Source organism: Massilia pinisoli (assembly GCF_024753285.1).
GTDB lineage: Bacteria > Pseudomonadota > Gammaproteobacteria > Burkholderiales > Burkholderiaceae_D > Telluria > Telluria pinisoli.
In genome coordinates, this window is the sequence record NZ_JANUGW010000028.1 from 55085 (window position 1) to 69073 (window position 13989).

General features: G+C 67.2%; 11 protein-coding genes. 5 read left to right on the forward strand and 6 right to left on the reverse strand.

Annotation, left to right across the window (positions count from 1 at the left end):
- Positions 1–3: 3 nt before the first annotated feature.
- Complete coding sequence (thpR, locus tag NX784_RS26140) at positions 4–513, forward strand: RNA 2',3'-cyclic phosphodiesterase (RefSeq protein ID WP_258819604.1); 510 nt, start codon at positions 4–6, stop codon at positions 511–513.
- An 83-nt stretch (positions 514–596) separates the two neighbouring features.
- Here thpR and NX784_RS26145 read toward each other — a convergent pair whose 3' ends face one another.
- Entirely contained in the window at positions 597–1787 is a 1191-nt protein-coding gene (locus NX784_RS26145; RefSeq protein ID WP_258819605.1) for an MFS transporter, read from the reverse strand.
- Positions 1784–2572 (reverse strand): DeoR/GlpR family DNA-binding transcription regulator, encoded by a 789-nt coding sequence (locus NX784_RS26150; protein ID WP_258819606.1) that lies wholly within the window; start codon positions 2570–2572, stop codon positions 1784–1786. The genes NX784_RS26145 and NX784_RS26150 overlap by 4 nt, the downstream gene beginning before the upstream one ends.
- Positions 2573–2740: 168 nt before the next feature.
- Between NX784_RS26150 and NX784_RS26155 the strand changes: the two genes are divergently transcribed.
- Positions 2741–4306 (forward strand): response regulator, encoded by a 1566-nt coding sequence (locus tag NX784_RS26155; RefSeq protein WP_258819607.1) that lies wholly within the window; start codon positions 2741–2743, stop codon positions 4304–4306.
- A gap of 137 nt (positions 4307–4443) precedes the next feature.
- Here NX784_RS26155 and NX784_RS26160 read toward each other — a convergent pair whose 3' ends face one another.
- Entirely contained in the window at positions 4444–5790 is a 1347-nt protein-coding gene (locus NX784_RS26160; protein WP_258819608.1) for a glutamine synthetase family protein, read from the reverse strand.
- Positions 5791–5927: 137 nt separating this feature from the next.
- Here NX784_RS26160 and NX784_RS26165 point away from each other — a divergent pair, with 137 nt between their 5' ends.
- Complete coding sequence (locus NX784_RS26165; protein ID WP_258819609.1) at positions 5928–7040, forward strand: sensor histidine kinase; 1113 nt, start codon at positions 5928–5930, stop codon at positions 7038–7040.
- The gene (locus NX784_RS26170) at positions 7037–7789 is read left to right on the forward strand and encodes a LytR/AlgR family response regulator transcription factor (RefSeq protein WP_258819610.1); all 753 of its coding nucleotides are present in this window, start codon (positions 7037–7039) and stop codon (positions 7787–7789) included. Before NX784_RS26165 ends, NX784_RS26170 begins: the two co-directional genes overlap by 4 nt.
- A gap of 3 nt (positions 7790–7792) precedes the next feature.
- Here NX784_RS26170 and NX784_RS26175 read toward each other — a convergent pair whose 3' ends face one another.
- Positions 7793–9277: an aldehyde dehydrogenase gene (locus NX784_RS26175; RefSeq protein ID WP_258819611.1), complete on the reverse strand. Its 1485-nt coding sequence runs from the start codon at positions 9275–9277 to the stop codon at positions 7793–7795.
- 142 nt (positions 9278–9419) lie between these two features.
- Here NX784_RS26175 and NX784_RS26180 point away from each other — a divergent pair, with 142 nt between their 5' ends.
- Positions 9420–10877, forward strand: coding sequence for a high affinity choline transporter 1 (locus NX784_RS26180; protein WP_258819612.1), 1458 nt, complete (start codon positions 9420–9422; stop codon positions 10875–10877).
- A gap of 159 nt (positions 10878–11036) precedes the next feature.
- On the opposite strand, the gene NX784_RS26185 is transcribed toward NX784_RS26180, so the two are convergent.
- Together NX784_RS26185 and NX784_RS26190 are read right to left on the reverse strand one after the other, a co-directional pair.
- Positions 11037–12488, reverse strand: coding sequence for an aspartate aminotransferase family protein (locus NX784_RS26185; RefSeq protein WP_258819613.1), 1452 nt, complete (start codon positions 12486–12488; stop codon positions 11037–11039).
- 27 nt (positions 12489–12515) lie between these two features.
- On the reverse strand, positions 12516–13886 hold the full coding sequence (locus NX784_RS26190; RefSeq protein WP_258819614.1) for a glutamine synthetase family protein: 1371 nt from the start codon (positions 13884–13886) through the stop codon (positions 12516–12518).
- Between the last annotated feature and the right edge of the window lie 103 nt (positions 13887–13989).

A 13989-nucleotide genomic window follows, 5' to 3' on the forward strand; every position in this document is an offset into this window, starting at 1 on the left:
AGCATGGCGACGCCGCCGGACACCGCCCGTCTCTTCCTGGCCCTGTGGCCGGACGATGCGGTGCGCGGCCAGCTGCGCGCATGGCGCGACGCGTGGACGTGGCCGCGGGGCGCGACGCCCGTCCACACGGACAAGCTGCACGTGACCTTGCACTTCCTCGGCAACCAGCCGGCCGTGCGGCTGCCCGAATTCCTGGATGGGTTGCAGGTGCCCTTCTCGCCATTCAACCTGCAGTTCGGCCGCCCGGAGCTGATGCACGGCGGGATCGCGTGGCTGGCACCGCACAGCGAACCGCAAGGATTGCTGGACCTGCATGCGCGCCTGTCCGACGCGTTACTGGCGCTGGGCCTCGCGCCGGAAGCGCGCGCGTACCGGCCGCATGTGACGATGGCGCGGCGCGCAAACGGCGCGGGCGTGCCGGCTGCCGGTCCCGCGATCGATTGGGCGGTCGGGGGTTATGCCCTCGTCGAATCGCGCGGCGGCGCCTACACCGTCCTCAGAACCTACTCGTAGCGTGGACGGCTTGCCGTCCACGCGTTCAACCCGCGCGTGAACAGCCCCCTCCGTTTTCGGTTTCGATCGATTGACGGCGCGTATCACCGCGTGGACGGCGGAGCCGTCCACCCTACGACGCGGCGTGAGTTCGCCGCGATCACGATCCCCGACAACGACAGGATGCCCAGCGCCACCGCGATATTCGTGTGCGCCGCGATCGACCCGATCAGCGGCGGCGCCATCAACAGCCCAGCATAGCCGAGCGTCGCCACGGTCGCGAGCCCGCCGCCGGCCGACATCCCCGGCATGCGCGCGGCCGCGGCGAAGATCAGCGGCACGACGTTCGCCGCGGACAGTCCGATCAGCGCGAAGCCCAGCGCCGACAGCAGGAAATGCGTGCTGACGACGGCCAGCATCAGCCCCGCGAACATCCCGACGCCGCCCGCCACCATCACGCGCAGCGCGCCGAAGCGCAGCACGAGGCGGTCCCCGGCGAAGCGGCACGCGGCCATCGCCACCGAGAACGCCGAGTAGCCGAAGGCCGCCGTCGCCGCATCGACCTTCGTCCGCTCCGTCAGCAACAGCGCGCTCCAGTCCACGAGCGCCCCTTCGACGGCGAAGCACAACAGCCCGAGCAAGCCGAGGAACAGCGCGGGCCCGCGCGGCAGCGCGAAATGGCTCGCGTGCGGCGCCGGCGCCACGGCCAGCAGGCGGCGCGCACACAGGGCGACGACGGCCGCGATCGCGACGCTCACCATCAACGCCCCGCTGCCGTCGCCGAAGCCAGCGCCGATCAACAAGCCGCCCAGCGCCGCGCCGATGAGGCCACCGAGGCTGTAGAAGCCGTGGAACGACGACATCGTCGGAATGCCGCGCGCCGCCTCGACCTCGCTGGCGTTGGCGTTCATCGCGACGTCCAGCACACCGTTGCTGGCGCCGAACGCGTATGCCGCGACGAACAGCGGCACGAGGCCGCCCACGTTCATCAACAAGGCGCTCGTGAGCGCGAACAGCAGGCCCGCGCCGATCACGACGGCGCGCGTGCCCCAGCGCCCGGCCATCCAGCCGGACAGCGGCATCGCGGAGATCGCGCCGCCGGCGATGGTCAAGAGCAGGAAGCCGAGCACGCCAGTGTCGATGCCCGCGCGCGCCTGCACGAGCGGCACGTGCGCGGCCCACACGCCGATACCGGCGCCGTTGAGCAGGAAGATCGTCGACACGGACCAGCGCGCGGCATTCAGGCCCGTCGCGGGTGCGCGTTCGAGCGCGTTGGCGTCGTCGAGGCGGCTCATGCGCGCCCCCTTGCCGCCGGCGCGGCCAGCACGATCTCGGGCGCGCGCGCGCCCCGGCGCAGGCGCGCGAGCACGTCGGGCGCCGCATCCGCTTCCAGCACGAGGCGGTCGATGTCGGCGAGCGGCGCGATGAGGAACGGGGCCGGCGCTTCCAGGCGCTCGTTCAGCACGGCGACGACGCGCCGGCTGGCCGCCGCCAGCATCGCCTGCTTGACGACGGCTTCCTCGGCGTCGCTCGCGCCCAGGCCGCGGTCGACCTCGACGCTGCACACGCCGACGATGGCCAGGTTCACGCGCAGGCGCTGGATGTCCGCCACGGTCTGCGCGCCCAGCACGGCGCCCGCGTGGGCCGAATAGATCCCGCCCAGCAGCACGACGCGCGTCGCGCGCAAGTGGTCCAGTCCCAGCGCGACCTGCGGACTGTTCGTGATGATGGCGGCGGCGCGGCCGTCTTCCAGCAGGCGCGCGAACGCGAGATTCGTCGTGCCGGCGTCGACGAGCACCGTGTCGCCCGGCTGCACAGAGTCGGCCAGCGCGCGCGCCAGCATGGCCTTGCGCGCCTCGTCCGCGTCGAGCCGCTGCCCGAAGCTGGGTTCCGCGCGCGTGCGCCGCATCGCGCCGCCGTGCACGCGGCGCAGCAGGCCGGCCGCGTCCAGGTCGCGCAGGTCGCGCCGGATCGTGTCTTCCGATATGCCGAGCCGCTGCGCCAGTTCGGCCGCCAGCACCTTGCCCTGCTGCTCGACCGTGTCGACGATGTGTTGCCGTCGTTCTTCCGCCAATTGCATAACACCTCCTGTGAGGCCGCCACTGTACACGCTCCAGCACAAACACGCAACAAAGCGCTCAAACACGCATAAACATGCATAGCGTATCTTTTCGTTAACTCCAGTCGCCGGATGGTTGGACGGGGATGCGTTCGTTGCTACACTGGCTCGAACAAGTATCGGAACACCATGGACAAGTCCGCCGCCATCCTGATCGTCGACGACTACCAGCTGATCCGCACCGCCGTGCGCCGGGTGCTGGCGGACCTCGGCTTCGCCAACGTGTTCCAGGCGGATAACGGCAAGGCGGCGCAGGAGCTGATGCGCCAGCAGAGCATCGACGTGGTGATCGGCGACTGGGGCATGCCGATGATGAGCGGGCTGGACCTGCTGCGCTGGATGCGGCGCGACACGCGCCATGCGCGCACGCCGTTCATGATGCTGACGGCCGAGGCCAACCCGGCGTCCGTGCGCAGCGCGCTGCAGGCCGGCGTCGACGCGTACATGATCAAGCCGTTCACCGTGCACAGCTTCGCCAGCAAGTTCATGGCGATGATCGGCGCGGCGCCGGACAGTGCGGCGGCCGTTGCCGCGCCAGCCGCCGCCGCTCCGGTCGCACCCGCACAGGAGCCCGCGCCGGCACCGGCCGACGTCATCGGGCTGGAGGCGCCGCTGGCCGAGCGCCTGAAGCGCTGCACGGTGCTGATCGTGGACGACATCCCGACCAACATCGAGGTCCTCGCGGGCGCGCTGAAGGACGATTACGCGATCAAGGTCGCGATCAGCGGCAGCAAGGCGCTGGACATCGCCGCCGCCTTCCCCGTCGACCTGATCCTGCTCGACATCATGATGCCCGCGATGGACGGCTTCGAGACGTGCCGCCGGCTGAAGGCCGATCCGAAGACGGCGCACATCCCCGTCATCTTCCTGTCCGCGAAGGATGCCGTCGACGACGTGGTGGGCGGGCTGCGCCTGGGCGCCGTCGACTACGTGCCGAAACCCGCGGACCCGGCGATCCTCAAGGCCCGCATCGCGACGCACCTCGCGCTGTCCACGGCGATGGAAGACCTGCAGCGCCAGAACCGCCTGCTGATCGAGAACGCGCACCTGCGCGAAGACGTCGAGCGCATGACGCGCCACGACCTCAAGAGCCCCATCGCCGTCACCCTGCACGCAAGCCAGGCCCTGCTGGGCGCCAACCTGCCCGAACCGCAGCGCGAGCATGCGCACATGATCGAGATGGCGGCCAACCACGCGCTCGACCTCATCAACCGCACGCTTGACGTGCACAAGATGGAAAAGGGCGAGTACCGCGCGGCGCTGCGGCCGTTCGACATGGCGGCGCTGCTCGCGCGCGTGGCGCGGCAGACGGAGCTTGCCTTCCCCGACCGGCGCATCGCGCTCGACTGCGCGGCGCCCGGCCATGCCGTGTGCCTGGGTGAATCGCTGCTGTGCTATTCGATGTTCACGAACGCCTTCAAGAATGCGGCCGAGGCGGCGCCGCCGGACAGCACGATCCGCGTCGGCGTGGCGCCCGGCCCCGGCGGGGTGCGCGTCGTGATCGACAACGAGGGCGAGGTGCCGCCCGCGATGCGCGATCGCTTCTTCGACAAGTACGCGACGGCCGGCAAGCCGGGCGGCCTGGGCCTGGGCACGTATTCGATCCGCCTCATGGCCGAGGTCCAGGGCGGACACGCGGCCATGGAGACAGGTGACGGGCGTACGCGGGTGACGATCACGTTGCCGTGCGGGTAACCCACCACGTCCGTCACGAGTAGTTGTAGGGTGGGCACCCCGTGCCCACGCGGAAGCCGACATGACGCAAACGTTCGCGTGGGCGGAGGGCCTCCCACCCTACGAACGGCATCGCGGCCCTTGGGGCGGACGCCGGATTAGACGAGCAGCATCAGGTGTTCTCTTTCCCACGAACTGATCACCCGCGAAAACGTGGCGAATTCAAGTTCCTTCACTTCGCAGAACGCCTGCACGAACAAGGGCCCCAGCATCTCGGCCAGCGCCGGGCAACCGCGCAGCTGCAGGATCGCATCCTCGAGGTTGCGCGGCAGGTCGCCGTGGATGTGCTCCGCGCTCTCCGGCGTCGGCGCGGGTGGTTCCAGCCCCTCGACCATGCCGAGGAAGCCGCACGCCAACGTGGCCGCCATCGCGAGATACGGGTTCACGTCGACACCGGGCACGCGGTTTTCCACACGCCGGCTCGCAGGGCCGGAATTCGGAATGCGGATGCCGCACGTGCGGTTGTCGTAGCCCCAGTGCACGTTCATCGGCGCCGACTGGAAGCGCGACAGGCGCCGGTAGGAATTCACGTGCGGCGCGAAGAGCAGGGTCGCGGGCGGCACGTAGCGTTCGAGCCCGCCGATGAAGTGGCGGAACAGCGCGCTCTCCGACCCGTCGTCGTTGGAAAAGATGTTGCGCCCGTCCGCGTCCACGATGCTCTGATGCACGTGCATGGCGCTGCCCGGCTCAGTCTCCATCGGCTTGGCCATGAACGTGGCAAAGATGCCGTGACGCAGCGCCGTCTCGCGCACCGCGCGCTTGAACAGGAATACGCGATCGGCCAGCTCGAGCGCGTCGCCGTGCGTGAAATTGATCTCCATCTGGCCCGCACCCGCCTCGTGGATCAGCGTCTCGACACCGAGCTCGTGCTGCTTGCAGAACGCCGACAGTTCCAGGAAGAATGGATCGAAATCGTTGACGGCGTCGATCGAATACGATTGCCGGCCCTGCTCCGTGAAGCCGCTGCGGCCCGTCGGCGGGCTCAGCGGCTCGTGCGGATTCGTCGTGCGCGCGACGAGGTAGAACTCCATCTCCGGCGCCACGACGGGCGTCCAGCCGCGCTCGGCATAGCGGGCCAGCACCTGGCGCAGCACGGAACGCGGCGCGAGGTCGACGGGGCTGCCGTCGAAATTCGTGCAATCGTGAATCACCAGGGCGACACGTTCCGTCGCCCAGGGCACGACGCGGATCGTGGCCGGGTCGGGCACGCAGATCATGTCGGGATCGGTGGACCCCACGTACGGGGTGTTGTTCGGCTGCTCGCCGTGCACGGTGTTCAGCAGCACGCTCTTGGGCAGCCGCATGTGTTCGCCGGTCAGGAACAGGTCTTTCGGAAGGATCTTGCCGCGGGCAATGCCCGTCATGTCGGCAATGACGCACTCGACTTCGTGGATGTTATGTTCGCGCAGGAAATCGCGCATCGGATTATGCGCTTCGGAATCCATCACACTCCTCGCTTGACTCGATGCGGCCAATATAGCATCGGGGATCATTGCGCCGCGCGCGGGTCGGACGTCACTGTTGCCGCCGGATTTCCGCAATTGGTTGCCCGGTTACCGCACTTCGCGCCACGGCCATCGCCATGCGCGCGTTCCTGCGGCATACTTTCCGCATGGACCTGCTGACGACACCCACGACGATGCCGACCAGTCGCATGTGGCGTAACTACGCCCTCGGCTGGCTTGCGTACATGCTGCTGCTGGCCGTCGTGCTGCGGCTCGCCGACCCCAGCACGCACGCCTACAACTGGCGCGGCCTGATCCCGATGTTGTGGATCGTGCCCCAGGCCGCCGTGCTCGCCCTGCACTGGCCCCTGACCGGCTGGATGGAGCGCCGCCAGGTGCCGTTCAAGGTGCGCTGCCTGATCCACGTCGTGGGCGCGCCCGCGTATGCCGGCCTGTCGTACGGGCTGCCGGGGCTGATCTACGGCTGGACGCAGCCGCTGTCGTTCTACGTCTGGCCCGTGCTGTACTCGATGATGGGCTACGGCGTCATCGCCACGACGTTCCACATGATTCGCGCCAACGCGGCGCGGCGGCGCCAGGAGGTGGCGATGCAGCAGGCACACGCGCTGCTCGTCGCGTCGGAGCTGAATGCGCTGCGCAGCAAGCTCAACCCGCATTTCCTGTTCAACACGCTGCACTCGATCATCGCCCTCACCCGCAAGAACCCGAACGCCGCCGAGACGGCGCTGTTCCAGTTCTCCGACATGCTGCGCTACGTGCTGGACACGGAAAAGACGGGCAGCGACCACGTCACCTTGAACGACGAACTACGCTTCGTGCGCGACTATCTCGAACTGGAAGGCTTGCGCCTGGGCACGCGCCTGAAAGTCGACTGGGACCTGGACGATGCCGCTTCAAGCCACGTGCTGCCCGCGCTGTCGCTGCAGCCGCTCGTCGAGAACAGCATCAAGCACGCCTTCAATCCGCACAGCCGGCCGGGCCGCCTGCTGATCCGCACGCGCCTCGATCCGCGCACGGGCACGCTCGTGCTGTCCGTCGGCGACGACGGTCCGGGCGCCGACCTCGGCCACGTGCGCGCGTCGAACGGCCTGGGCCTGCGCACCGTCGAGCGCCGCCTGCAGCTCGAATACGGCACGACGGACACCCTCGCGATCGACACGGCGCCCGGCGCCGGGTTCGTCGTCACGATGGCCATCCCGCTCGCCGCCAACGACAAGGAATTCACATGAACGCCCGCACCGTCTTCATCGCGGAGGACGAGCCGCTCGCGCGCGATGTCCTGCGCGACTTCATCTATGGCCACGATGGCTTGCGCCTCGTGGGCGAAGCGGCCGACGGCGCCAGCGCGCTCGCGCAGATCGACCGCATCCGCCCCGACATCGTCTTCATGGACATCCAGATGCCCGAGATGACGGGGCTGGAAGTGCTGCGCCGCCTGACCGTCGTGCCCGACATCGTCTTCACGACGGCCTACGACCAGTATGCGGTGACGGCGTTCGAGCTGAACGCCGTCGACTACCTGCTGAAGCCTTTTACGCGCGCCCGCTTCGACGCCGCGGTCACGCGCCTGCTGGACACGCCCGGCACGGCCGTCCCCGCGCCCGACGTCGTCGCGGGCGCCCTCGCGCAAGGCATGCAGCGCACGCCGGCGCGGCTCGAGCGCATCCTCGTGCGGGACCGCGGCCGCATCTTCCCGCTGTCCGTGGGCGAGATCGCGTACATGATGGCCGACGCCAAATACACGGCAATTTCCGCGCGCGGCCAGACCTTCCTCGTGCGCATCGGGATCTCGCAGCTGGAAGCCCAGCTGGACCCGGGCCGCTTCATGCGCATCCACCGCTCGGCGCTCGTGAACCTCGACTTCGTCGACTCCATGCGCGCCGACGACCAGTCGCAGCTCGAGATCACGATGCGTGATGGCGCGGTGCTGACAGCGAGCCGCGAGGCGTCGAAGGTGTTGCGCGAGATGGCGATTTAGCCGTCAAATCTGGATCCAGGTGGTCTTGAGTTCCGTGTACTTGTCGAACGCGTGCAACGACTTGTCCCTGCCGTTCCCCGACTGTTTATAGCCGCCGAACGGCACCGTGATGTCGTCGTTGTCATACTGGTTCACGTGCACGGTTCCCGCGCGCAGCCGGCGCGCCGTGCGGATTGCCTTGCTCATGTCGGACGTCCACACGGCGGCAGCGAGCCCGTAAGGGGTCGCGTTCGCCTGGCGCACCGCGTCGCCCAGGTCCGTGAACGACAGCACGGACAGCACGGGCCCGAAAATTTCCTCGCACGCGATGCGCATGGTGCTGTCCACGCCGTCGAACAACGTGGGCTCGACGTACAGCCCGCCGGTGTCCACGCGCGCCGCGTTGCCGCCCGCGAGCAGGCGGGCGCCGGCCTTCTTGCCCTCGTCGATATAACCCAGCACCGTCTTCATCTGGATCGTGTCGACGATGGCGCCCATCACCGTCGCCTCCTCGAGCGGATCGCCCGGCGCGTATTGCGGCATCATGGCGAGGGCCTTGTCGAGGAAGGCTTCGCGGATCGATTCCTCGACGAACAGGCGCGACGGCGCATTGCAGCTCTCACCCTGGTTGAAATAAATGGAACCGACGGCCGCCGCGACGGCCGCATCGAGGTCGGGACAATCCGCGCAGACGATGTTGGCGGACTTGCCCCCGAGCTCCGTCCACGCGCGCTTCAAGTTCGACTGCCCCGCCATCTGCACGATCTGCTTGCCGGTGCGGGTAGACCCCGTGAAGCCGATGCAATCGACGTCCATGTGCAGCGCCAGCGCGCGCCCCACCTCGTCGCCGTAGCCGGGCAACACGTTGAACACGCCTTCCGGCACGCCGGCTTCCAGCGCCAGCTCGGCCAGCCGCAACGAGCTCAAAGGCGCCTTTTCCGACGGCTTCAGCACGATGCTGTTGCCGGCGGCGAGCGCGGGGCCGATCTTCCATGCGGCCATCAGCATCGGATAATTCCACGGAATGATGGCGGCGACGACGCCGACCGGCTCCCGCGTGATGAGCGCCAGGCTGTCCTGCGGGCTCGGTGCGACCTGATCGTAGAGCTTGTCGATGGCCTCGCCGTACCAGCGGATGCAGTTCTGCGCGAGGCGCACGTCCACGCTCTTGCTGTAGCGGATGGGCTTGCCCATGTCGAGCGTTTCCAGCAGGGCCAGCTCGTCCTCGTGGGCGAGCATCAGGTCGGCGAAGCGGACGAGGATGCGCTTGCGCTCCGCCGGCGCCTTGCCCGCCCAGCGGCCGTCCTCGAACGCCGCCCGGCCGCTCGCGACGGCCGCGTCGGCGTCGGCCGCGTCGCAGCGTGCGACCTCGCCCAGCTTGCGGCCGTCGATGGGCGAGATGTCGTCGAACCGGGCGCCGGAGACGGCGTCGACGCGCCTGCCGCCGACGACGGCCCGGCCGTCGATCTGCACCGTTTTGGAACGCTCATGCCAGCTTTGCGTGGTCATCGTGCCTCCTTCCCGACGTGATCTGTTGTCAGGCCGATACTAGCAAACAAAATCGATCCAAACGCCGATTTCTGCCGCTATAATCCGGGATTTTTCCCACCCGCATTTTCTATTTCCGGCGCCGCACGGAGCACTTACTGCCATGAACACTATTTTGATTTCATCCGTCGTGCTCTACCTGCTGGGCACGCTTGGGCTCGGCGTCTGGGCGGGCACGCGGATCAAGAACACGTCCGACTTCGCCGTCGCGGGCCGCAGCCTGCCGCTGATCATGGTCGTGACGACGACGTTCGCCACCTGGTTCGGCGCCGAGACCGTGATGGGCATCCCGGCGAAATTCGTGCAGGGCGGCCTGGGCGCGCTCGTGGAAGACCCGTTCGGCGCCGGCACCTGCCTGATCCTCGTCGGCCTGTTCTTCGCCGCCCGCCTCTATAAACTGAACCTGCTGACGATCGGCGACTACTACCGCGCCCGCTACGGCAAGGGCATCGAAGTGTTCTGCTCGGCCGCCATCATCCTGTCGTACCTCGGCTGGGTCGCGGCGCAGATCACGGCACTGGGCCTCGTGTTTTCCGTGCTGACGAACGGCGCGATGTCGGAAACGCTCGGCATGATCGTGGGCACCCTTGCCGTGCTGATCTATGTCGTGATCGGCGGCTTCCTCGCCGTCGCCATTACCGACTTCATCCAGATGATCGTGCTCGTCGTCGGCCTGTCCATCATCGCGATGTTCTCTGCGCAACTGGCCGGCGGCACGGACGCCGTCATCAACATGGCACAGCAGAAAGACCTGTGGCACTTCCTGCCGTCAGGCAAATTCACCGACATCGCCTTCTTCGTCGGCTCGGCCGTGACGATGATGCTGGGTTCGATTCCGCAGCAGGACGTCTACCAGCGCGTGATGTCGGCCAAGAGCGCCCCGACCGCGCGCGCCGGCGCCGTGATCGGCGGCGCCAGCTACATCATCTTCGCCTTCGTGCCGATGTTCGTCGTCGCGTGCGCCGTCATCGTGATGGGCAACCAGGCGATGGACCTGGCCAAGAGCGACTACCAGCGCGTGCTGCCCACGTTCGTGATGACGAAGATGCCGCTGATCATGCAGATCCTGTTCTTCGGCGCGCTGCTGTCCGCGATCAAGAGCACGTCGTCCGCCACCCTGCTGGCGCCGTCGACGAGTTTTACCGAAAACATCCTCAAGAACCTGCGCCCGGGCATGAGCGACCGCCAGCAGCTGCTCGCGATGCGCGTCACGATCGTCGTGTTCGCATCGCTCGTGCTCGCATACGCCGTCGCGATGAAGGGCACGTCGATCTACGACCTCGTGTCGTCCGCGTACCAGGTGACGCTCGTGGGCGCGTTCGTGCCGCTCGTCACGGGCCTGTACTGGAAGCGCGCGACGACGCAGGGCGCGATCCTGTCGCTGGCGGCGGGCATCACCACGTGGATCGTGTTCTTCCCGCAGATCTCGTCGCTGGGCGAACACTTCCCGGGCCAGCTGGCCGGCCTGATCGCGGCGTTCGCGGGCATGTTCGTCGGGTCGCTTGCGCCGCAGGTGCTCAAGAACCGGCACGAGCCGCACAAGACGGCGCTGAGCGTGTAAAGAAGGTCCCTTTACACGTATCCGCTCGTAACGCCAACACATCGCCAACGTCCGCGTGGGCACGTTTCATTTGAGGCCGGGGGCCTCGAATGAAACGTGCCCACGCGGAACATTGCATCACACGCGGCCGTAAAGCGAACCCGCCATGCGTGCAATCAATCAATCAAGCCAACCACGCTGCCGTAAATCGTTCAAGGTCAGGTCGAGGCAAAGCCTGATCCGCTCCACCATCTCGTCGATCTGCGCCACCGTCATCACGAGCGGCGGCGCCACGATCATCCGGTCGCCGACGGCGCGCATGATGACCCCGTTGTCGAACATGTGCTGCCGGCACACCATCCCCACCGCCAGGTCGCGCGCGAACGGTTCGCAGTCGTGCACGGTCGCACCCTTGCGCCGCACGAGATTTAGCCCCGCCGCCATGCCGATGCTCTCCGCGTGCCCGACGAGCGGGTGGTTTGCCAGACGCGCGAACGCGGCTTTCAGGTGCGGACCGGTCTCGCGCGCGACGCGCTCGACCAGTTTCTCGTCCTCGATGATGCGCAGGTTTTCCAGCGCCGCCGCGCAGGCGACGGGATGGCCGGAGTAAGTAAAGCCGTGGTTGAAGTCACCGCCGCGCTCGACCAGCGCGCGCGCCACCCGCTCGCCGACGAGCACCCCGCCCAGCGGCACGTAGCCGGACGTGACACCTTTCGCGAACGGGATCAGGTCGGGCCGCATGCCCATCCGCTCGCAGCCGAACCACGTGCCGAGCCGGCCGAAGCCGCAGATGACCTCGTCGGAAATCAGCAGGATGCCGTACTTGTCGCAGATGCGCTGGATCTGCGGCCAGTAGGTCTGCGGCGGGATGATGACGCCGCCCGCGCCCTGCACGGGCTCGCCGATGAATGCGGCGACCTTGTCCGGCCCGAGTTCCAATACCTTCTGTTCAAGCCAGTCCGCGGCCAGCAGGCCGAATTCCGCCTCCGACAAGCCCCGTCCGTGCTCGGCGAAATTCGGTTGCTCGATGTGGTCGATGCCGGAAATCGGCAGCGCGCCCTGCGCGTGCATCGCCGTCATGCCGCCCAGCGACGCGCCGGCCACCGTGCTGCCGTGGTAGGCATTGCGCCGGCTGATGACGATGCGGCGTTCCGGCTGGTCCATCAGCTGCCAGTAGCGCCAGACCATGCGCAGCGCCGTGTCGTTCGCTTCCGAACCCGAACTCGTGAAAAACACATGCTCGAAACCGGGCGGTGCCAGGCCCGCCAGCTTTTCCGCCAGCTTCACGGCCGGCACGTTCGTCGTGTTGAAGAAGCTGTTATAAAACGGTAAAACATCCATCTGACGCGCGACGGCCTGCGTGATGGACGTGCGGCCATAGCCCACGTTCACGCACCACAGGCCGGACATGCCGTCGATGATTTTATGTCCGTCCGAATCCCACACATGGATGCCGTCCCCGCGCACGATCACGCGCGCGCCCTTCGCGCCCAGGGCGCCGTGGTCCGTGAATGGATGGAGGAAGTGGGCGCTGTCGAGTTGTTGCAACGTGCGGGTGTCAAGGCGCGTGTCGGCGTCTTCGCGGGCCGTCGCGCGCGGGCCTGCCCCGATTGCCATGCTGTCGAAAGTCATGATGATCTCCTTGTCGTCGTCGCATGGTCATACGTGCAGTAACAGGTGCTCGCGTTCCCACGGGCTAATTACCGTCATAAATTCCTGGTGCTCCAATTCCTTGACGGCGGAATAGACGTCGATGAAGCGCTCGCCGAGAATGTCGCGCAGGCGGTCGTCGCCGCGCAGCGACGTCAGCGCCTCGGACAGGCCTTGCGGCAGCTCGACCTTCATCTTGTACGCGCTGCCCTCCACCATCGGCGTCGGTTCCAGCTGTTCCTGGATGCCCAGATAGCCGCACGCCAGCGTGACGGCCAGCGCGAGATACGGGTTGGCGTCGGCGCCGATCACGCGGTTTTCCACGCGCCGGTCCTGCGAGCCCGAAACAGGCACGCGGAAGCCCACCGTCCGGTTGTCGACGCCCCACTGCAGGTTGATCGGGGCGGCCGTGTGGCGCACGATGCGGCGGTACGAATTCACGTACGGCGCGACGATGGCCATCGCGGACGGCATGTATTTCTGCAGGCCGCCGATGTAGTGGCGGAACAGGTCGGACGGCGAGCCGTCGGGGTTGCTGAAGATGTTGCGGCCACTCTCTTCGTCGACGACGCTCTGGTGCACGTGCATCGCCGAGCCGGGCTCGCCAGCCATCGGCTTGGCCATGAAGGTGGCGTACATGTCGTGCTTCAGCGCCGCTTCGCGCAACGTGCGCTTGAAGTAGAAGACCTTGTCCGCGAGGCCCAGCGGCTCGCCGTGCTGGAAGTTGATTTCCATCTGGCCCGCGCCGATCTCGTGGATCAGGGTGTCGACGTCGAGGCCCATCATGTCGCAATAGTCGTAGATGTCCTCGAACAGTGGGTCGAATTCGTTGACGGCGTCGATGCTGTAGACCTGGCGGCTCGTCTCCGAACGCCCGCTGCGGCCGATCGGCGCGGCCAGCGGCAGGTCGGGGTCGATGTTCTTCGCCGTCAGGTAGAACTCCAGTTCGGGCGCGACAAGGGGCTTCCAGCCCTTTTTCTCGTACAGCTTCAACACGCGGCGCAGCACGCTGCGCGGGGCGAAGTCGACCAGCTTGCCGTCAGAAAAATAGCAGTCGTGGATGACCTGCGCCGTCGGGTCGACGGCCCACGGCACCATCGTGATCGTGCCCGGGTCGGCCTTCAGGATCATGTCGCGGTCGGTCGTCGAGATCGCGCGGTCGAAGGCGTCGTCGTCGGATGGCGAATTGCCCGTCACGGTCATGCCCAGCACGATTTCCGGCAGACGCATGCCGCGGTCTTCGGTGAATTTAACGCGCGGAAGGATTTTTCCACGCGCGACGCCCGTCAAGTCGGGGACGAGACATTCGATTTCGGTGACTCGCTTGCCGTTGAGCCACTCGTCCATGTCGTTGTATGAAAAATTGTCGCGGATAGCCATGATGTTTCCTCTGTCCGTTGAAAAGGGCAGCCAAAGCGCGGGCGCGCCGCCTTTCGGCTGCGTGTGTGTCGAGCAGGGATCAGGGAAGCTATGGGACGGGCGT

What these genes read in the sequence shown, in the direction of transcription:
- NX784_RS26160 (WP_258819608.1), bottom strand. Translation starts at nt 5,790, where the DNA reads ATGGATTCCGAAGCGCATAATCCGATGCGCGATTTCCTGCGCGAACAT.
- NX784_RS26170 (WP_258819610.1), top strand. Translation starts at nt 7,037, where the DNA reads ATGAACGCCCGCACCGTCTTCATCGCGGAGGACGAGCCGCTCGCGCGC.
- NX784_RS26155 (WP_258819607.1), top strand. Translation starts at nt 2,741, where the DNA reads ATGGACAAGTCCGCCGCCATCCTGATCGTCGACGACTACCAGCTGATC.
- NX784_RS26175 (WP_258819611.1), bottom strand. Translation starts at nt 9,277, where the DNA reads ATGACCACGCAAAGCTGGCATGAGCGTTCCAAAACGGTGCAGATCGAC.
- NX784_RS26180 (WP_258819612.1), top strand. Translation starts at nt 9,420, where the DNA reads ATGAACACTATTTTGATTTCATCCGTCGTGCTCTACCTGCTGGGCACG.
- NX784_RS26190 (WP_258819614.1), bottom strand. Translation starts at nt 13,886, where the DNA reads ATGGCTATCCGCGACAATTTTTCATACAACGACATGGACGAGTGGCTC.
- NX784_RS26185 (WP_258819613.1), bottom strand. Translation starts at nt 12,488, where the DNA reads ATGACTTTCGACAGCATGGCAATCGGGGCAGGCCCGCGCGCGACGGCC.
- NX784_RS26145 (WP_258819605.1), bottom strand. Translation starts at nt 1,787, where the DNA reads ATGAGCCGCCTCGACGACGCCAACGCGCTCGAACGCGCACCCGCGACG.
- thpR (WP_258819604.1), top strand. Translation starts at nt 4, where the DNA reads ATGGCGACGCCGCCGGACACCGCCCGTCTCTTCCTGGCCCTGTGGCCG.
- NX784_RS26150 (WP_258819606.1), bottom strand. Translation starts at nt 2,572, where the DNA reads ATGCAATTGGCGGAAGAACGACGGCAACACATCGTCGACACGGTCGAG.
- NX784_RS26165 (WP_258819609.1), top strand. Translation starts at nt 5,928, where the DNA reads ATGCGCGCGTTCCTGCGGCATACTTTCCGCATGGACCTGCTGACGACA.